This is a genomic window from Nocardia sp. SSK8 (assembly GCF_037034205.1).
Lineage (GTDB): Bacteria > Actinomycetota > Actinomycetes > Mycobacteriales > Mycobacteriaceae > Nocardia.
In genome coordinates this window covers 31,923-50,920 of the sequence record NZ_JBAGKD010000016.1, presented here as the reverse complement: position 1 = coordinate 50,920, position 18,998 = coordinate 31,923, and the positions used below count along the sequence as shown (strand labels likewise).

The 18,998-nt window shown below is 70.7% G+C and carries 18 protein-coding genes; 5 read left to right on the top strand and 13 right to left on the bottom strand.

The window, feature by feature from the left end; genetic code table 11:
• Positions 1-11 precede the first annotated feature (11 nt).
• The 10 genes from panD to ftsH form a co-directional block, all read right to left on the bottom strand.
• Entirely contained in the window at positions 12-431 is a 420-nt protein-coding gene (panD, locus tag WA675_RS24615; RefSeq protein WP_278260553.1) for an aspartate 1-decarboxylase, read from the bottom strand.
• A 14-nt stretch (positions 432-445) separates the two neighbouring features.
• Positions 446-1,402, bottom strand: a complete 957-nt coding sequence (panC, locus tag WA675_RS24610) for a pantoate--beta-alanine ligase (RefSeq protein WP_336087550.1) — start codon at positions 1,400-1,402, stop codon at positions 446-448.
• Positions 1,402-2,316: a Rossmann-like and DUF2520 domain-containing protein gene (locus WA675_RS24605; protein WP_336087549.1), complete on the bottom strand. Its 915-nt coding sequence runs from the start codon at positions 2,314-2,316 to the stop codon at positions 1,402-1,404. Before WA675_RS24605 ends, panC begins: the two co-directional genes overlap by 1 nt.
• Positions 2,317-2,471: 155 nt before the next feature.
• Positions 2,472-3,545 (bottom strand): DUF6779 domain-containing protein, encoded by a 1,074-nt coding sequence (locus WA675_RS24600; RefSeq protein ID WP_336087548.1) that lies wholly within the window; start codon positions 3,543-3,545, stop codon positions 2,472-2,474.
• 68 nt (positions 3,546-3,613) lie between these two features.
• Positions 3,614-4,087: a DUF3180 domain-containing protein gene (locus tag WA675_RS24595; RefSeq protein WP_336087547.1), complete on the bottom strand. Its 474-nt coding sequence runs from the start codon at positions 4,085-4,087 to the stop codon at positions 3,614-3,616.
• Entirely contained in the window at positions 4,081-4,620 is a 540-nt protein-coding gene (folK, locus tag WA675_RS24590) for a 2-amino-4-hydroxy-6-hydroxymethyldihydropteridine diphosphokinase (RefSeq protein WP_336087545.1), read from the bottom strand. Before folK ends, WA675_RS24595 begins: the two co-directional genes overlap by 7 nt.
• Complete coding sequence (gene folB / locus WA675_RS24585) at positions 4,617-5,039, bottom strand: dihydroneopterin aldolase (RefSeq protein ID WP_336087544.1); 423 nt, start codon at positions 5,037-5,039, stop codon at positions 4,617-4,619. The genes folK and folB overlap by 4 nt, the downstream gene beginning before the upstream one ends.
• Positions 5,036-5,905, bottom strand: a complete 870-nt coding sequence (gene folP, locus WA675_RS24580; RefSeq protein WP_336087542.1) for a dihydropteroate synthase — start codon at positions 5,903-5,905, stop codon at positions 5,036-5,038. Before folP ends, folB begins: the two co-directional genes overlap by 4 nt.
• A complete protein-coding gene (folE, locus tag WA675_RS24575) occupies positions 5,902-6,555 on the bottom strand; it encodes a GTP cyclohydrolase I FolE (protein ID WP_442945714.1) in 654 nt (217 codons plus the stop codon). Before folE ends, folP begins: the two co-directional genes overlap by 4 nt.
• 73 nt (positions 6,556-6,628) lie before the next feature.
• Positions 6,629-8,965, bottom strand: coding sequence for an ATP-dependent zinc metalloprotease FtsH (gene ftsH, locus WA675_RS24570; protein ID WP_336087541.1), 2,337 nt, complete (start codon positions 8,963-8,965; stop codon positions 6,629-6,631).
• 214 nt (positions 8,966-9,179) lie between these two features.
• Between ftsH and WA675_RS24565 the strand changes: the two genes are divergently transcribed.
• A complete protein-coding gene (locus WA675_RS24565; RefSeq protein WP_336087540.1) occupies positions 9,180-10,175 on the top strand; it encodes a hypothetical protein in 996 nt (331 codons plus the stop codon).
• 82 nt (positions 10,176-10,257) lie between these two features.
• On the opposite strand, the gene WA675_RS24560 is transcribed toward WA675_RS24565, so the two are convergent.
• Positions 10,258-11,115, bottom strand: coding sequence for a DUF1266 domain-containing protein (locus tag WA675_RS24560; RefSeq protein WP_336087539.1), 858 nt, complete (start codon positions 11,113-11,115; stop codon positions 10,258-10,260).
• 124 nt (positions 11,116-11,239) lie between these two features.
• Here WA675_RS24560 and WA675_RS24555 point away from each other — a divergent pair, with 124 nt between their 5' ends.
• From WA675_RS24555 to WA675_RS24545, 3 genes are all read left to right on the top strand, one after another.
• A complete protein-coding gene (locus WA675_RS24555) occupies positions 11,240-11,521 on the top strand; it encodes a DUF2277 domain-containing protein (RefSeq protein ID WP_336087537.1) in 282 nt (93 codons plus the stop codon).
• A gap of 129 nt (positions 11,522-11,650) precedes the next feature.
• The gene (locus WA675_RS24550) at positions 11,651-13,201 is read left to right on the top strand and encodes an aldehyde dehydrogenase family protein (protein WP_336087536.1); all 1,551 of its coding nucleotides are present in this window, start codon (positions 11,651-11,653) and stop codon (positions 13,199-13,201) included.
• Positions 13,202-13,592: 391 nt separating this feature from the next.
• A complete protein-coding gene (locus WA675_RS24545) occupies positions 13,593-14,489 on the top strand; it encodes a LysR family transcriptional regulator (protein WP_336087535.1) in 897 nt (298 codons plus the stop codon).
• Here the strand turns inward: WA675_RS24545 and WA675_RS24540 are convergent.
• Positions 14,486-15,835 carry an amidase gene (locus WA675_RS24540; protein ID WP_442945717.1) on the bottom strand — a complete coding sequence of 450 codons (1,350 nt, stop codon included), beginning with the start codon at positions 15,833-15,835 and terminating at the stop codon, positions 14,486-14,488. The genes WA675_RS24545 and WA675_RS24540 overlap by 4 nt on opposite strands.
• 273 nt (positions 15,836-16,108) lie before the next feature.
• Here WA675_RS24540 and WA675_RS24535 point away from each other — a divergent pair, with 273 nt between their 5' ends.
• Positions 16,109-18,421, top strand: a complete 2,313-nt coding sequence (locus WA675_RS24535; RefSeq protein WP_336087607.1) for a serine/threonine-protein kinase — start codon at positions 16,109-16,111, stop codon at positions 18,419-18,421.
• Here the strand turns inward: WA675_RS24535 and hpt are convergent.
• A complete protein-coding gene (hpt, locus tag WA675_RS24530) occupies positions 18,418-18,969 on the bottom strand; it encodes a hypoxanthine phosphoribosyltransferase (protein ID WP_278260567.1) in 552 nt (183 codons plus the stop codon). The genes WA675_RS24535 and hpt overlap by 4 nt on opposite strands.
• Positions 18,970-18,998 lie beyond the last annotated feature (29 nt).

The window sequence follows — 18,998 nt, the reverse complement described above, 5'->3', positions numbered from 1 at the left end:
CCCCGTCGCGCTCAGGCGAACGACAGCGAGCGCGGGGAGGTGAGCCCGGAGCCCTCGGGGGCGTGCGCCGGGTCGGAACCGAGTTCGACCGGGCGGTTGCGCTCGTCGACGAAGACCACCTTGGGGTCGTAGGCGCGCAGCTCGGCCTCGTCCAGCTGGCCGTAGGCGATCAGGATGACCAGGTCGCCGGGGTGCACGAGATGGGCGGCGGCGCCGTTGATCCCGATCACGCCCGAACCGCGCTCACCGGCGATCACGTAGGTCTCCAGGCGGGCGCCGTTGTCGATGTCGACGATGCAGACCTGCTCGCCCTCGAGCAGATCGGCGGCGTCGAGCAGGTCCTGGTCGACGGTCACCGAGCCGACGTAGTGCAGGTCGGCGTGGGTCACCGTGGCGCGGTGGATCTTGGACTTCATCATGGTGCGCAACATCGTCGTCGCCTTTCTCAGAGCGCCTGGGTGGCAGGCAGGGAGTTCGCGTCGGGGTGTCCGTCGATCTGGGCGCCGAGGACGATCGGGGCGTTGTCGATCAGGCGGGTGTCGCCGACCTTGGCCGCGACGAGCAGGCGGGCATTGCCCGCGGTGGGCGCGGGGCCGAGATTGGCGTCGCGCAGTTCGAGGTAGTCCACGGCGAGGCCGTCGACCGCGTCGAGCACGCCGCGCGCGGCGGCCAGCACGGCCTCGCCGCCCAGACCGGCGGCGTGCCTGCCCGCGGCAAGGGCGGCCGAGAGGGCCAGCGCGGTGTCGCGCTGCTCGGCGCTGAGGTAGCGGTTGCGCGAGGACAGGGCCAGGCCGTCGGCCTCGCGGACCGTCGGGTAGGCGACGATCTTGGCCTCGAGGTTCAGGTCGCGCACCATCTGCCGGATCAGGGTGAGCTGCTGGTAGTCCTTCTCGCCGAAGTACGCCTCGGAGGCGTGGGCGATATTGAGCAGCTTGGCGACGACGGTGAGCATGCCCGCGAAGTGGGTCGGCCTGCTGCCGCCCTCGAGCTCGGCGCCCAGCGGACCCGGCTGCACGGTGGTGCGCGGGCCCTCGGGGTACATGTCGTGGGCCGAGGGGGCGAACACCAGGTCGACACCCTCGTGGCGGAGCAGCTCGAGATCGGAGTCGAGGGTGCGCGGGTAGGCGTCGAGATCCTCGCCAGCGCCGAACTGCAGCGGGTTGACGAAGATCGACACGATTACGACCTGGTTGGCCAGCTTGGCCTGGCGGACCAGCTGCAGATGACCCTCGTGCAGGGCGCCCATGGTCGGCACGAAGCCGATGGTGCGCCCGGCGCCGCGCAGCGCCTTGGCCACGGTCGAGAGCACCTCGGGGCTGTGGTGCACGGTGAGCGCGCCGGGCTTGTACGCGCCGGTGGCCCTGGCCCCACCCTGGTGGTAGTGCACTTCTCGGGGTTCCATCAGTGGCCTTCCTTCGCGAGCAGGTCCAGCAGAGCAGGATTGGTCTCGGCGCGTTCGGCGGTGCGCAGCGACAGGGCCCGGTAGGCCTCGGCCAGGCGCGGATCCACCGACTCGAACGCGCGCAGATGCGCGGCCACCGCGTCGACATCGCCGCGCGCGACCGGACCGGTCAGCGCGGCGGGCCCCCGGCGCAGCGCGTTGTCCAGCGCGGCCGAGACGAGCGGGGCGAGCAGTCGTTCGGGCAGGCCGCCGGGCTGGTCGTCGACCACCGGCTGGCCGAGCAGGCCCGGACCGGACAGCGCCGCACGCAGGGCGGCGACCGCGTCGACGATGACGGTCACCAGGTGATTGGCGCCGTGCGCGAGGGCGGCGTGATAGAGCGTGCGCTGCTCTTCCGAGACGCGCACCGGTTCGCCGCCCATCTCGATCACCAGCGCCTGGGCGATGGCGTAGCCGATCTCGTCGGCGGCGGTGACGCCGAAGCAGGCATTGGCAAGGCGCTCGATGTCCTCGTCGTGGCCGGTGAAGGTCATGGCGGGGTGGATGGCCAGGCCGAGGGCGCCCTGCTCGATCAGCGGGTTCAGCACGGCGATGCCGTTGGCGCCGGAGGTGTGCGCGACGATGGTGCCGGGCCGCACGACGCCCGCGCTCGCCAGGCCGCGGACCAGTCCGGCCAGCTCGGCGTCGGGGACCGCGAGCAGCAGCAGCTCGCTGCGGCGGGCGATCTCCTCGACCGGCAGCACCTGCGATTCGGGCAGCCGCGTCTGCGCCCGGTGCACCGAGGCATCGGAGATCGCGGCGACACCGAAGACCACATGGCCGGCTCGCTCGAGCGCGACACCCAGGGCCGAACCCACCCGTCCCGCCGAGACGATTCCCACCGTCAGCCGTGCGGGCGCAGGGTCGACACCCACGTTCGCGCCATCGGAATTGACACTTCTCGAGGTCAACGTTGTCCTCTCGATTTCGTTCCAGTCCCGCGCAGCGGGTACCGGACGTTACGCATCGAGAATAGAGGGCGGGCGGTCCGCACCGCCACGGCCCGCGCCCGTGATCTATCTCTCGGGGCTCAGGACCGGCTGGCCTCGGACTCGAGGTTGGCCATGATGTCGGCGACCGAGAGGCGGGTGGCGCCCTCGGATTCGGCGCGGCGGCGTCGGCGGGAGCTGGTGCCGACGGCGGGCGCGGCGGGTTGCGCCGGGTCCGCGGGCGGTTGGGGCGCGCTCGACGCGGGATTCGCCACCGCGGCGGGCTCCGGGGCAGGGCTCGCCGCGGACGCCGGGTCGGCGGGCTCCTTGCTCGCCGTGGCGGGGTCGTCCAGGCCGTCGGCGTTGAGCTGACGGGTGTGCGGGGCCGACAGGCGCGGCGGGGGCGTCTTGCCGGTGGTGGGCGGGACGAAGGGCGAATCCGTGCCGGTGGCCGAGGCGACGACCGGCGAATCGGTGGCAGCGGCCTGCTGGGCCTCGGCGTAGTCCTCGAGCGAGACGGCCGAGGTCTCGGCGGTGACCGGGTCGTCGTAGGGGTCGGCGAAATTGGCCGCGACGGGCTGCATGAAGACCGGTTTCAGTGCGCTGGGCGGTTGCTGCCACGGGCCGAACCAGGCCGCGTTGGCATCCACCGGGCTATCCTCGAAATCCGGCTCGACGTCGTCGAAGGCATCGAAACTGCCCGCGGGCAGGGCGTCGATGCGGACCGCGTCGGCCTGCAGGGCCACCTGCTCGTCGGGCAGGGCACCCTCGAAGAGAACCTGCAGGTTCTGGCGCAGCAGGGTCAGCTCGGCGCGCAGCGCGGCGATCTCGGTGGCGTCGGCACCCACCTCGGCGCGCACCCGCGCCTCCACCCCCATCTCGTACTCGCGGCGCGCGTTGATCTCCCGTTCGAGCTGCAACTCGTACACCGTCTGCAGATCACGAACCTTGGCCTTGTCGACCGCGGCGTCCTTGCGGTAGCGGGTGGCCGCGAGCGCGCCGATCACCGCCGCCCACAGAGCCGCTACCAGGCCGATCCGGACGTATTGCACGTTCTCGCTGAAGATCAGGAAAACGCTGGATGTCAGGCCGAGCAGGATGAGAACGCCGATGAAGAGCTTTCCCGCGTCGTCCCGCCGTCGACGGGGCGTGGTGCTACGGGAGGGTGAAACCATGGTGGCCAGGGTAGCCGGGAATCGCTGGTGGGCCCACCGTTGTGGCCGGTGGTTCCATTCGAAAGTTGCTATGTGGTAGCCGGTTCGTCCGGCGGATCCTCGGGTGCCCGGCAGCAGTACTCCAGCCAGAATGCCGCAGCAACCAGGGCAGAACCGGCCAGCAGGCCCGCCACCGCACCCGGGGTGTCGGACGCGGCGGCCGTCACGGTGGCGCGCTGTGGCAATACCCACAGCAGGAAACCGAGCCAGGCGCCCGCCGCCAGCGAACCCACCTGCAGCGATGCCTTCGCCAGCGCGGCCAGCCGGGCCACATTGATCGGGTGCACCTCGCCGGGACCGTCGCCGACCTTGTCGTCGGCGATCTTGGCCTTGATCGCGAACCCCAGTACGGCCTCGAGCGCGGCGACCGGCAGCAGCGAGGCGCCCGCCGCCACCGAGATCGGCGGGAAGGCGGAATACGCGACGCGGGTGCCGATCCAAGCCACCGCGGCGGCCAGCACCACGTTCAGCGCGAGGTCGAGCAGCCGGGTGGGTTTCAGCACGGGCGGACGCCCTCGTCGATGAGGGTCAGGTCGGTGCGGATCACCCCGGCGCGCTCGGCCGGGTCGAGCACGGCGAGCAGCTGGGTGAGGGGGATCTCGGCGCCCGCGACGGGCAGGGTAGCGGTGGGCCGCACGTCCAGCCACGGGATGAGCACGAACGCGCGGTGGTGGGCCTGCGGGTGCGGCAGGATCAGCGCGGGATCGGTGTCCCGCACGATCGTGGCACCGGTGGCGTCGGTGCAGGTGAGCACGTCGACGTCGAGCGTGCGCGCGCCCCAGCGCACTTCGCGCACCCGGCCAGCGGCCTGCTCGAGCTCCTGGCCGACGCGCAGCCAGGCGTAGTCGTCGAAGGCCGGGTCCTCGGCGACGAGCACCGCGTTGAGGTAGTCGTCCTGGTCGACCCCGCCCCACGGCGCGGTGGTGTACACCGGCGACACCGCGACGACCCGCTCCCCCAGCCCGTCGACCACGCTGCGCAGGTGCGCCAGGCGATCACCCAGGTTCGCGCCGATCGAGAGCACAGCGCGAGTCATCGGCGCGGCTCCGGGGCGATGGTGCGGTAGCGGGTGGCCACCACGCGCACATCGGCGAAGGTGTGCGGGATGGGCGCGGACGGCTTGTGCACGACGGCTTCCACGGCCTCGATGCGCGGGTCGGTCATCACGTCGTCGGCGATCTCGGAGACGACCGTCTCGATGAGGTCGCGCGGCTCCCCCGCGACGATGCGGACCGCGCGCTCGGCCAGCGCGCCGTAGTCGACGGTGTCGGCCAGGTCGTCGGAGGCCGCGGCGGCGGCGAAATCGACCCACACGGTCAGGTCGACCACGAACTCCTGACCATCGCGCCGCTCGAAATCGAACACGCCGTGCCTGCCGAACACCCGCAGTCCACGCAACTCGATCCGCGAGGACGCGGCACGCCCGGCGGGCGGGGGCAGCAGCGGTGAGTTCATCGGGCGGCTCCTCGGGCAGCGGTGGCGTGACGCCACGTGTCGACGACGGCGATAGCGTCCAGCGAGGCGCGCACATCGTGCACGCGCACCCCCCACGCGCCCTGGGTGGCGGCGATGGCCGACACCGCGGCGGTGGCGATCTCCCGGCCGTCCGGCGGACGCGGGCCGGACTCGTCGGCCAGCAGCGCGCCGAGGAAGCGTTTGCGGGAGGCGCCGATCAGGATGGGCAGGCCGTCGGCCACGAATTCCGGCAGCGCGGCCAGCAGTTCCCAGTTGTGCTCGGCGTTCTTGGCGAAGCCGAGGCCGGGATCGAGGATGAGCTTGTCGGCGGCCACGCCCGCGGCCACGGCCAGTTCGACCTGGGCGGCCAGTTCGGCGCGCACCTCGGTGACCACGTCGTCGTAGTGGTCGGCGGGACCGGTGTGCCGGTAGTCCGCGCCCGCGCGCCAGTGCATGAGGATCCACGGCACTCCGGCCTCGGCGACGACCTTCACCATGTTCGGGTCGGCCCGCCCGCCGGAGACATCGTTGACCACCGCGACGCCCGCTGCCAGGGCCGCCTCGGCGACCTCGGCGCGCATGGTGTCGACGCTGGTCGGCACGCCTTCGGCGACCAGGCCGCGGATCACCGGCGCGACCCGCGCGGCCTCGGTGGCCGGATCCACCCGGTCAGCGCCGGGCCGGGTGGACTCGCCACCCACATCCACGATGTCGGCGCCCGCCGTGTACAGCTCGATACCGTGCGCGATCGCCAGTTCCGGATCCAGATAGCGGCCACCGTCGGAGAAGGAATCCCCGGTCACGTTGACCACGCCCATGACCACACAGGAGCGGTCACCGCGCGCGATCACGCCGGATTCGCTCATTTGCGCAGGATGAGGTCCAGCGCCTCGGCACGCGAGGCGGCATTGGTCTGCAACAGGCCGCGCACCGCCGAGGTGGTGGTGCTCGCGCCGGGCTTACGGATACCGCGCATCGCCATGCACAGATGCTCGGCCTCGATCACCACGATCGCGCCGCGCGGTTCCAGCTTGCGCATCACCGCGTCGGCGACCTGGCTGGTCAGCCGCTCCTGCACCTGCGGGCGCTTGGCGTAGAGGTCGACGACGCGGGCCAGCTTGGACAGCCCCGTCACCCGGCCGTGCGGGCCGGGGATGTAGCCCACGTGCGCCACCCCGTGGAAGGACACCAGGTGGTGCTCGCAGGTGGAGTACATCGGGATGTCGCGCACCAGCACGAGTTCCTGGTGGCCCTCGTCGAAGGTGGTGGAGAGCACCTCGTCGGGCTCGGTGTAGAGCCCGGCGAACATCTCCCGGTAGGCGCGGGCCACCCGGGCGGGGGTGTCGAGCAGGCCGGGGCGGTCGGGGTCCTCGCCGACGGCGAGCAGCAGCTCGCGCACCGCCGCCTCGGCCCGTTCCTGGTCGAATTCGCGCCCGGTCGCCAGTGCCGTCAGCTGCGACGGGCTCGTCGCCCCGAGCTCGCCGGCGAATTCGGCGCTCGACCCGTTACCAGACAACTTCTCCGCACCTCCACATGTCGATGCCGGGTCCTGCACCGGCATCCGACGATCGAGCGTAGTTGGCCACCGGTCAGCGGCGGCCGTTCGGCCCTTCCCAGTCGTTGTTCTCCGGCTCGGGCGCGGGCTGCTGGGCGGGCTGTTCGCCCCAGGCCTGGAAGCCGTCGGCGTGCTGCTCGGGCTGGGCCCAAGCGCTGCCCTGGTTCGGCGGCGGGGCCTGCGGCTGCGGCGGTTGCTGCTGCTGCGGCTCCTCGCGCGGCGGCCAGCCCGGCGCCGACCAACCGGCCGGGGCACCGTAATCGGGCCGCGAACCGTGCGTGCCGGACTGGCGCGGGAACGCCTGGGTCGGTGCGCTGGGCAGCGGGTACCCCGACGCGGGCGGCGCGGGCTGGTACTGCGGCGGTGCCGGATGACCGTTGGCCGGTTCCATCGGCGCACCGGCGGGCACCGGCGCTGGCTGGGCGGGCGGCCACGGCTCGCCGCGCTCGGCGGCCAGCTCACCCGGGGTCTTCACCGGCGGCTTGTCCGAGGGCAGCCGGTCACCGAAATCGTTGAACGCGGTGATACGCGGGCGCTTCTCGACCCCGGCCAGGATGGTCTCGAGATCCTTGCGGTGCAGCGTCTCGCGCTCGAGCAGCGCGGTGGCCAGCGCGTCGAGCTGCTCGCGGTACTCGCTCAGGATCGACCACGCCTCGGTGTGCGCGGCCTCGATCAGGTTGCGCACCTCCTCGTCGATCTCGCGGGCGACCTCGTGCGAGTAGTCGGCCTGGGTGCCCATCGACCGGCCGAGGAACGGGTCGCCCTGCTCCTGGCCGTAGCGGACGGCGCCCAGGCGCGCGCTCATGCCGTACTCGGTGACCATCCCGCGGGCGATCTTGGTGGCCTGGTCGATATCGGAGGACGCGCCGGTCGTCGGCTCGTGGAACACCAGCTCCTCGGCCGCGCGGCCGCCCATGGCGAACACCAGCCGGGAGATCATCTCCGAGCGGGTCATCAGGCCCTTGTCGTCCTCGGGCACCGTCATGGCGTGACCGCCGGTGCGGCCGCGGGCCAGGATGGTGACCTTGTAGACGGGCTCGATATCGGGCATCGCCCAGGCCGCGAGCGTGTGGCCACCCTCGTGGTAGGCGGTGATCTTCTTCTCGTGCTCGCTGATGATGCGGCTCTTGCGGCGCGGACCACCGATCACGCGGTCGACCGACTCCTCCAGCGATTCGCCGGTGATCAACTGACCGTTCTCGCGCGCGGTGAGCAGCGCGGCCTCGTTGATGACATTGGCCAGGTCGGCGCCGGACATGCCGACGGTGCGCTTGGCCAGACCCTCCAGATCGGCCTCGGGCGAGATCGGCTTGCCCTGCGAGTGCACCCGCAGGATCGCGCGGCGACCGGCCAGGTCGGGATTGCCGACCGGGATCTGCCGGTCGAAGCGGCCGGGACGCAGCAGCGCCGGGTCGAGGATGTCGGGCCGGTTGGTGGCCGCGATCAGGATGATGTTGGTGCGGTCGCCGAAGCCGTCCATCTCGACGAGCAGCTGGTTGAGCGTCTGCTCGCGCTCGTCGTGACCGCCGCCGAGACCGGCGCCACGCTGGCGGCCGACGGCGTCGATCTCGTCGACGAAGATGATGCACGGGCTGTTCTGCTTGGCCTGCTCGAACAGGTCGCGCACGCGCGAGGCACCGACACCGACGAACATCTCGACGAAGTCCGAACCGGAGATGGTGAAGAACGGCACGCCCGCCTCACCGGCGACCGCGCGGGCCAGCAGGGTCTTACCGGTTCCGGGCGGGCCGTAGAGCAGCACGCCCTTGGGGATCTTGGCGCCGAGGGCCTGGTAACGCGAGGGGTTCTGCAGGAAGTCCTTGATCTCGTAGAGCTCCTCGACCGCCTCGTCGGCACCGGCCACATCGGCGAAGGTGGTCTTGGGCATGTCCTTGGACAGCATCTTGGCCTTGGATTTGCCGAAGCCCATCATCCCGCCGCGACCGCCGCCCTGCATGCGCGACATCACGAACAGGAACAGGCCGACCAGCAGCACCATCGGGACGATGAACAGCAGCAGCTGCGAGAGCCAGCTCTCCTGCTTGACGACCGTGTCGTACTTCGCGCCGGACTGCTTGACCGCGTCGAAGATCTGCGCGGAGGTCTCCCCGCCGCCCGGATACTTGGCGACGATCTTGGTGTTGTCGTTGGTCGCCTCGTTGCCGTTGTTCAGCTCGATGCGGAGCTGCTGCTCCTTGTCATCGATCTGGACGTTCTTGACGTTGGCTTTGTCGTTCAGCTGGCTGAGCGCCACGGAGGTGTCGACACTCTCCCAGCCGCGCGTGTCATCGCCGAGATAGCTGAACAGCCAGATCATGAGCATGATGCCCGAGATGATCGCCAAAGTGCGAAACACTGTCTTGCGGTTCATAGAGCGTCGGCCGGACGGCCCAGTCCTTTCCGGTTATTTCTCCGGGTGTGCCTAGCGAAGCGTCGAGATCGGCGGGTTTCGGATGCGGACATGCCACGTTACCGCGTACGGTCTAGTTCGATACATCGCGCAGTTCGGCTGCTGGTGCAGTTGCACTGGTAAACGCCCGGAGCACGCAAGAGGTTCCCGAACGCTCCGAGGCGGGTTGTGGCAAGTGGCCACAATCATGTCATGCCCGCCCTATCGTGGGCGGCGACACAACTACAGCGCAGGGGGTACGGTCATCGTCGAGCTACGAACACCCACAGCGATTCTGCGCCACGGCCGCGGGCGGCTCACCGTCCTGCGACCGGGTAGCGACGGCGAACGGGTTCTCGACGTTCCCATCGCCGACCTGCTCAAAGTGCGGCTCAACCGCCGTGCCGACGACGCGGTGGTCATCGAGATCTACCTGCGTTATCCCACCCCCGTGCTCACCGGCGTGCCCGCCGACCGCACCCCGCTGCCGGTCCTGATCGCCGAGCACGACGTGCCCGCCGCGCTGGGCATCGTCGACCGGATCAACGACCAGATCATGGCCACCCAGCGCATCGACGTGGCCGCCCCCGACCTCACCCCGCCCGCGCCCGAGTGGGGCAAGTCCGGCCCGACCCGCGCCGATGTGGAGCGGGCGGTGCGCCGGATGGCCCCGCGCAAGGAGGCCCGCTCGGCGGTCACCGCGCTCAACCGCTACGTCACCCCGGACGAATACGTGCTGGAGACCGCCATCGCGGTGGCCGCGCCGCCCGCGGGTTCGGGCACCGGTCTGCTCGCGGCGACCACCACCCGGCTGCTGTTCATCGCCGTCGGCGGCGGCGAGCGCTACGCCCATGAGCTGGCGGTGCCCGCGATCCTGGGCGCCCGCACGGTCGAGGCGCGCACCGCGCCCGGCGAGATCGATACCCGGCACGGCGGCTCCGGCATGGATGTCAACGACGGCAACCGCACCCTGCACTTCGCGGGCGTCGACCGGGCCGACACCGAGCGCGTCACCTGCGCGGTGAACTTCGCGGTGCGCAGGCAGGCCGCCGACGGTGCCGCGGGCCCCGCCGATCCGGGCGTCTCTCAGCTCTACGCCGAATGGGAACTGCTGGTGGAACGGCATTCGCTGGGCATGGTCGACGACACCCAGTTCCAGCGCTACGGCCGCGGCATCCTGCGCAGCCTGTAGAGCTGTGTTGTTTGGAGCGCTGGCGCGCTCGAGTTCGCGCCCCCTTGGGTCCCGTCGGGATGTGTGGGGCTGAGTCGGGTGCTCAGGTCGGTTCGGTGGCTTCGGTTTCGGTCTTCTGTTCCGGCTCGTTGAGTTCGATCCGGCGCCACGGGCTGGTGGGCCGGGTCCACAGCCGCAGCAGTTCCATCCGCCGGTCGACGCCGCCGTTCTTGAGTTCGGCGAGGTCCTCGGTGGCCTGCCAGTAGGTCCAGCCGGTGAGGTAGGCGTCGCCGAACTGGCGCCAGTTGCGGTAGCGGCGCTGCGCGGGGGCCAGCGCGCGCATGGCGTACTCCCAGGCCACGTCGGCATCGATGTAACCGGCGGTGAAGGCCATCCGGGCCACCGCGACCACGCGGGCCAGGTCCCAGGCGTGGATGTCGTTGGGCAGCGGGCGGGCCAGGTGGTCGGTGAAGCCGATCTTGATGGCCTGGGCCCAGATGTCGTAGTCGCGGACCAGCGCTTCGGGGTTGTCCATGCCGCGGAAGGAGCCGACCTGGCGCAGGAAGGCGCGGTGGCGGTCGGCGCGCTCGCCGAAGCGGTCGCGTTCGCTGGCGTTGATCGAGGCCGACACCAGCGGGTGCACCAGCGCGTAGAGCGGGGCGTGCATGCCCTCGAGCAGCTGCTCCATCGAGGCGCGGGCCTCGGTGCCGTCGGTGATGCCCCAGGCACCGGTCAGGGTGTCGATGGCGAGTTCGCGGCGGTCGCCGAGCGGATGCTCGCGTTCGGGGCCGAGCAGCATCGCGTCGTGGAAGGCATCCCAGCGGGTGGAGTAGAAGGCACCCAGCGACAGGGCGCGCAACTCGTCGTCGCTGACCCCGGCGCCGGACCAGTGGTCTTCCTCGCGATCGTCCAGTTCCGGGTACGGAAAAGTGGTCAGCGCTGGTACTCCCCGAGCAGGCATGCGGCCGAGTCTAGTGCCGGACACGCCGTCGTGGGCGGACAGCGCGGGCCCGTGCGTCACGAGATTTTCAGATCGCGGCTTTCTTGCCCTGACGTGAGATGCCCCACAGGTCTATGGTTCTGACATGTGTAGAAATATCACCGTCTTGCGTGGTCTGGAGCCTGCCGCCACCGAGCAGGAGATCTACGCTGCCGCCTTGCAGTACGTGCGCAAAGTCGGCGGCATCTCCGGGCTGAGCAGCACCACCAAGCCCGCCGTCGACAAGGCCGTCGCCGCCATCGCCGCGGCCACCACGACCCTGCTCGCCGAACTTCCGGATCGGCGTGTCCCGCCGCCCACCGAGCCGCCCTTGCGCCGGATCGCCGCGCGCGACGCCGCCGCGGGCGAGGGTTCGGCCGCCAGGTAGACCCGGTCACGGCTCCCGCTGTCCCGTCGTTCCCACGCGCCGGGACGGTTTCCCCTGTTGTCACCGCGCCAGTTGTGCCACGCTGAGGGAAGGTGAACTGATTCACACAATGTAGTGGGGAGCACGACCGTGACCGATATATCGCAGACCGCCTCGGTGATCGAGGTTCGCAATCCCGCGACGGGGGCCCTGAGCGGCACCGTGCCGGATACCTCGCCCGAAGATGTGGCCGCCGCGGTCCGGGAACTACGCCTCTACCAGCCCGAATGGGAGGCCATCGGCCCCGACGGGCGCAAGCAGTGGCTGCTGAAGCTGCAGGACTGGCTCATCGACAACACCGAGCACCTGGCCGAGGTACTCCAATCGGAGACCGCCAAGCCGCGCGTGGACGCGCTCATCGATCCGACCTTCGCCGTCGACCTGCTCGGCTACTACGCCCGCCGCGCCGGGAAGTTCCTCGCCGACGACCATCCCTCCCCGCACAGCCCGCTGGCCCGGGTGAAGACCCTGACCGTGGCCTACCGGCCGTATCCGGTGGTCGGCGTGATCACCCCGTGGAACTTCCCGCTGGCCATGCCCGCGATCGATGTGTTCCCCGCGCTGGCCGCCGGTGCCGCGGTGATCCTCAAGCCCTCGGAGGTCACCCCGCTCTCGGCGGTGGAGCTGGCGCGCGGCTGGGCCGAGATCGGGGCGCCGCCGGTGTTCAAGGTGGTCACCGGGGCCGGGGCCACCGGCGGTGCCGTGGTCGACAACGCCGACTACATCCAGTTCACCGGCTCCACCGCGACCGGCCGCAAGATCGCGGCCCGCTGCGTCGAGCGGATGGTCCCCTACAGCCTGGAGCTGGGCGGCAAGGATCCGGCGATCGTGCTGGCCGACGCCGATATCGACCGGGCCGCGCACGGTATCGCCTTCGGCGGCATGTTCAACGCCGGGCAGGTGTGCATCTCGGTCGAGCGGGTCTATGTCGAGGCGCCGGTCTACGACGAGTTCGTCGCGAAGCTCACCGCGGCGGTGGCCGCGCTGCGCCAGGGCGCCGACGGGCGCGAGTCCGAGCACGAGGTGGGCGCGCTGGCCAACGAGAACCAGGTGCGCATCGTGCAGCGCCATGTCGACGAGGCGGTGGCCGCGGGCGCGCGGGTGACCACCGGCGGCAAGCGCACCGGCGTCGGCACCTTCTTCGAGCCGACCGTGCTGGTGGATGTGGACCATTCGATGTCGTGCGTGGCCGAGGAGACCTTCGGACCGACCCTGCCGGTGATGAAGGTGGCCGACGAGGCCGAGGCGATCCGCATGGCCAACGATTCGATCTACGGCCTGTCGGCCTCGGTGTGGACCGGCGACAAGGACCGCGGCGAGCGGGTGGCCCGGCAGCTGAACGCGGGCGCGGTGAATATCAACGACGTGTTCGCCAACCTGTTCAACTTCGCCATGCCGATGGGCGGCTGGGGCCTGTCCGGCGTCGGCGCGCGCTGGGGCGGCGCCAACGGCGTGCGCAAGTACTGCCGCGCGCAGGCCATGACCAAGCCCAAGCTCCCGACGATGACCAAAGAGCTGCTCTGGTACCCCTACGACATGAACAAGATCGTGTTCGCGCTCGGGGCGATGCGGGCGGCGGGCGCGCGCGGCCTGCGCCGGATCGACCTGCCGACCGTCCTGCGGCTCAAGAGCGGTAAGTAGCAACGGATTCCGGCCGCGGCGGCCGTCTCGCCGCGGCCGGATTTCCGGCCCCGAAACCTGTTGGTGACGAATATCACTCCCCTAACCGGTCCAGCCTCCTGAACCCCGGTCGACGGGCGGTTTCGGCGCACGAGGCGACCCCGACGGCACCCGCCGCGGCCAGGCACGATGTGTGAAGCCGGACGCATTTTCGCTGGTCAACCGCCCAGCTGTCCGGGACAGCCCGGCGCGGCACCGATTCCGGCCCCCGAAAACCGACTCGATGGTGCGACGCACCATGCCAGGCCATATGCTGTGCGTTACCAACCTGGTGACTGTTTTGATCCACCTCCGCGAACTTCCTTGCCCGTTTTGGCTGGAATTTCCCGACCGATTCTGATAGCAAGGTGCTATGGACCCGCATTTGCGCGATCTGCGGTATTTCGTCGCCGTCGCTGAGGAACTGCATTTCACCAACGCCGCCCAGCGGTTGCACATCGCTCAGCCGACGTTGTCGCGCCAGATCCGCCAGCTCGAACGCCAGCTCGACGTGGTCCTGTTCGACCGCAACCAGCGCAGCGTCGCCCTCACCGTCGCGGGCAAGGAACTGCTCGAAGGCGCCCGCAAGATCCTGGAGCTGTGGGAGGTGACCAACGTCTCCCTGCAGGAAGCCGGTGAAGTGCTGCGCGTGGGTATCCAGTCCGCGCTCGGCCGCGGCCTGCTCAACGATCTGGAGAGCGCCAGCGGCCACCGCCTTGCCCTGCACGCCGCCTCCTGGAACGACCCGTCCAGCGGGCTGGCCGGTCGCCAGGCCGACCTGGCCCTGGTGTGGCTGCCGCTGCCCGACCCCAACCGCTACCGCTGGCAGGTGCTGCGCACCGAGCCGCGCTGGGTGCTGCTGCCGGAGAACCACCCGCTGGCCGAACAGGACACCATCGAGTTCGCCGATCTGCTCGACGAACCGTTCGTCGCCCTGCCCACCGAAGCCGGTGCGGTGCGCGACTTCTGGCTCGGCAACGACGCCCGCGGCGGCCGCGCCGCCAAGATCGGCGCCGAGGCGGCCACCCCCGAGGACAAGCTCGAGGCCGTGAGCCTGGGCCTCGGCGTGTGCCTGCTCGCCGAGAACAATGTGCCGATGTACCGCTGGCCCGGGCTCACCGCCCGGCCGGTCGCCGGGCTCACCCCGTGCGAGCTCGCGGTGGCCTGGCGGGCCGACGACACCCGCCCGACCATCCTGGAATTCGCCGGTCGCGCCGTCGACGGCGGTTTCTCCGAGCCCGCGCCGCAGCCGCAGCCGATCGCGGTCTAGCTCGACAGCTCCAACTGGGCGGCGAGGCCGAGCAAGGTGGCCTCGCTGCCCGGCGGACCGGCCAGCTGCGCGGCCAGCGGGGTGTGCGCCTCGGGATGCACCCCCATCGGCACCGACGCGGCGGGCCAGCCGACGAGATTCCACAGCCCGGTGAACGACGCGTAGCGCAGCGACGCGTACACATTGGCGCCCCAGCCCCGCCCGCTCCAGCGCCGGGCCTTGGGCGGCTGCGCGGCCAGCGTCGGGGTGATCACCACATCGAAGTTCTCGAAGAAGTCCAGCAGCCGGGCCTCGGTCCGGTCGACCTGCTGCGGGCGGACCAGCCCGAGCCGGTGGATGAGTTTGCCCAGCGCCAGATGACGGCGCGTGCGACGTTGCAGCGCGGCCGGATTCGGCAACCGCTGCGCGTCGCTGAGGCCAACGCTCGGCCAGCGCAGCAGCATGCTCAGTGCCGCGTCGCCGTAGGGCAGCTCGACCGGCTCCACCAGGTGCCCGGCCGCTGCCGCGCGCGCACCCGCGGTGCGCGCCGCCGCCGTCCAGTGTCGATCCATCCGGACCAGTCGCGACGGCGGAGCCACGGCCAGCCCGACCCGTAGTCGATGCGGCGCGCGCACCTCGGCCAGATCCGAGCGACCGGCCAGCACCGACAGCCCCAGCGCCGCGTCCGACACCGTGGTCGCCAGAATCCCGTTCTCGGCCATGCCACCCCAGGAATCGGCGCCGATCGCGCTGGGCACCACCTGGCGTCCCGGCTTGATCCCGAAGACCCCGCACGCGGCGGCGGGCACCCGGATCGAGCCGAGCCCGTCGGTGCCGTGCGCGATCGGGACCAGTCCCGCGGCCACCGCGGCGGCCGCACCGCCGGAGGAGCCGCCGGGCGTGCGGCCCACATCGCGCGGATTGCGGGTCACCTTGCCGTCCTCGTCGGTGCACGCCCACAGGCCCAGCTCGGGCATGGCCGTGAGCCCGACGACGATCGCGCCCGCGGCCCGCAGCCGCGCCACCACCGCGTGGTCGGCCTGCTCCGGCGCGGTCGAGGTCGCCGCCGAACCCGCGCGGGTCGGCTCCCCGGTGACGGCGATGTTCTGCTTGATCGCCACCGGCACCCCGGCCAGCGGCAGCTCGTCCAGATCGTCGCGGGCGGCCAGTTGCGCGGCCTCGGTCCGCGCGCGCTCGGCGCGCACCACGGTGAAGGCATTGATCTTGCGATTCTCCGACGCGATGCGGGCCAGTGCCTCGCTCACCACGTCCGTGGGCGTGATGGTGCCCGCGCGTACCCGGGCGGCCACCGCCGCGGCCGGGCCGCCGATCGGGTAGTCGTCGGCGGGTGGGTGGGACGACACCATCGTCACCTCAGCGTCCGTCACGCCGTCGTCGTCGACGGACTCCCATGCTACCGCTGTGAGGTCATCGTGCATCTGCGGATTCGCCCCCGTTCGCATGGTCGTCGAAATTCGGGTGATCAGCTCTCGAGGCGCAAGTTATCATTTCGAGTACGGCTCGGGGGCCCATGGCGTTGGGTGTCGCACGAACCTTTAGGTCGGTGGATGAGCGATAACACCGCAAGCGGCGGACGGCCCGACGGGAATTCCGGTCGGAACGCCGATCTGCGCGCCGACATGGTCGAGGCGTTCGCCGCGGCCTGGGGGCAGGCCGGTACCCGCCCGCCCGAGATCGCCGAGTTCCTGCCCGACGCGCGCACGCTGCGCCGCCACGCCCTGCACGAGCTGATCCGGGTCGATCTGCGCCACCGCTGGTTGCATCACGCGAGCGCCGAGGTCGACCGCAAGCGGCTGGCCCAGTACTGCGCGGAATTCCCCGAACTCGATCCGGCCGGGCTGCCGCCGGGGCTGGTGTTCGAGGAGTTCGTGATCCGCAGGCACAGCGGCGAGCGGGTCGACCCGCGCGAGTGCCTGCGCGAATATCCCGCCCAGGCGGCCAGCCTGCGCGCCCTGCTCAACAGCGACGAGCTCGACCAGAGCACCCATCGCAGCGAGCCGACACTGAACCATCCACCGGACCCCACTCGTACTACCGAGATGACCGCTCGGCAGCTCGACCTCACCGCCACCGCGACCTCGGCGGCCACCGCCGCGGACTCGGTCGCGGCCGGGCTCGCGCCGCTGGACCGCATCGAGGTAGGCGAGCGCATCGGCGATTTCGAGCTGCTGACCGGGCTCGGGTCCGGCGCGTTCGCGCGGGTCTTCCTGGCCAGGCAGCGTTCGATGCAACGGCTGGTGGCGGTGAAGATCTCCGCCGACCGCGGCACCGAACCGCAAACCCTGGCCCAGCTCGACCACGACTACATCGTGCGGGTGTTCGACCAGCAGCTGCTCGACACCGCCGCCGCGCCCGCGGATTCGCGGCGACTGCGGCTGCTCTACATGCAGTTCCTGCCCGGCGGCACGCTGCTCGGGCTGCTGCGCTGGGTGCGCGCGACACCCGCGAGCGAGCGCAGCGGCAAACTGCTGCTCGACGCCGTGGACGCGGCCATGGAGGAGAAGGGCGAGATCCGGCCCACCGATTCCAGCGTGCGCGACGAGCTGGCCGCGCTGAGCTGGCCGGAGACGGTGGCCTGGCTGGGCAGGCGGCTGGCCGAGGCGCTCGACTACGCGGCCGCGCACGGCGTGCTGCACCGCGATGTGAAACCGGCCAATGTGCTGCTCACCGCGGAGGGCGTGCCCAAGCTGGCCGACTTCAATATCAGCTTCAGCCGCACCGTCGCCGGGACCAGTCCGGTGTCGTATTTCGGTGGGTCGCTGTCGTACATGTCGCCCGAGCAGCTCGAGGCGTGTCATCCGGGGCTCGGCCGTACCGCCGCCGACCTGGACACCCGCTCGGATATCTACTCGCTGGGCGTGGTGCTGTGGGAGCTGCTGACCGGCGCGAAACCCTTCGATGACAGCACCGCCGAGGAGGGCCACGGCGACGAGACCACCCTCGAGGCCATGCTCGAACGCCGCACCGGGGGCGTGGACCCCGCCGCCCAGGACCGGGTGCCGCCGGACTGCCCCACCGCGCTGCTGCGCGTGCTGCTCACCTGTCTCGAACCCGACCGCTCGCGCCGCTGGGCCGACGGCGCCGTGCTGGCCAAGCAGTTCGACCTGTGCCTGGACGCGCGCGCCCGCGACCTGGTCGACCCGCCGCCCACCAGCTGGCGGCTGTGGTTGCGCAAGTGGCCGCTGCTGGTGCTGGTGCTGGCCATCGGCGTCCCCAACGCCCTGGCCTCCTGGTACAACATCCAGCACAACGAGACGCTGGTGGTGAGCAGGCTCGGCGAATCCGCCCAGCAGACCTTCGTGCTCATCACCGCCGGGGTGAACCTGATCTTCTTCCCGGCCGGGGCCGCGCTGCTGATCTACCTGTCCCGCTTCGTGCTGTGGGTGCCCGGCGGCTTACGCAAGGGCAGACGCTACGACTCCGAGACCCTGCGCCGCGCCCGCCACGACACCCTGCGCTTCGGTGACCGGGCGGTGATCGTGGCCTTCTCGCTGTGGGCGCTGGCCGGATTCACCTTCCCGATCGCCCTGCGCCTGGCCACCGGCGACGTCCCCGGCCGGGCCGTGGTGCACTTCCTGGCCTCGCTGCTGGTCTGCGGCGCGATCGCGGTGGCCTACCCGTTCTTCCTGGTGACCTACTACCTGGTGCGCTGCGTCTATCCGGTGTTCCTGCGACACGGCGAGATCAGCGCCGACGACGGCAAATGGCTGCGCGACCTGCGCGGCCGCTGCACCTGGTACCTCGCCATCGCCGCCTCGGTCCCGCTACTGGCCGTCGCCGGACTGACCTTCCTGCCACCCGGCGACATCCCCTCGGTGATCCTCGCCGTCCGCGTCCTGTGCGTCGGCGGCATCATCGCCTTCGTCGGCTCGTATGTCCTGTTCCGCGCGCTCGAAGCCGACCTACAGGCCCTCGAGCGCGTAGTGTCCTAGGAGTAGACGGCCGGGTTCAGGGTGCCGATGTAGGGCAGGTCGCGATAGCGCTCGGCGTAGTCGAGCCCATAGCCGACGACGAATTCGTTCGGGATGTCGAAGCCCACGTGGGCGACATCGACCGGGGTGCGCAGGGCGTCGGGCTTGCGCAGGAGGGTGACCACTTCCAGCGAGGCCGGGTTGCGGGTGGCCAGGTTACGCTTGAGCCAGGACAGGGTGAGACCGGAGTCGATGATGTCCTCGACGATGAGGACGTTGCGGCCCGCGATGTCCTTGTCGAGGTCCTTCATGATGCGCACGACGCCCGAGGACGAGGTGGACGAGCCGTAGGACGAGACGGCCATGAACTCCAGCTGAGTGGGGATCGGCAGCGCCCTGGCGAAATCGGTCATGAAGAAGATCGCGCCCTTGAGCACGCAGATCAGCAGCAGGTCGCCTTCGGGGCTGTCGGGCGGGTACCGCTTCGCGACGAGCTCGGCCAGTTCCTCGATCTTGGCCTTGATCTCGTCTTCGGTGATCAGCACCGATGCGATGTCGTCTCCGTACACGGAAGTGGGTGTCCCTTCGTGATGTCGAT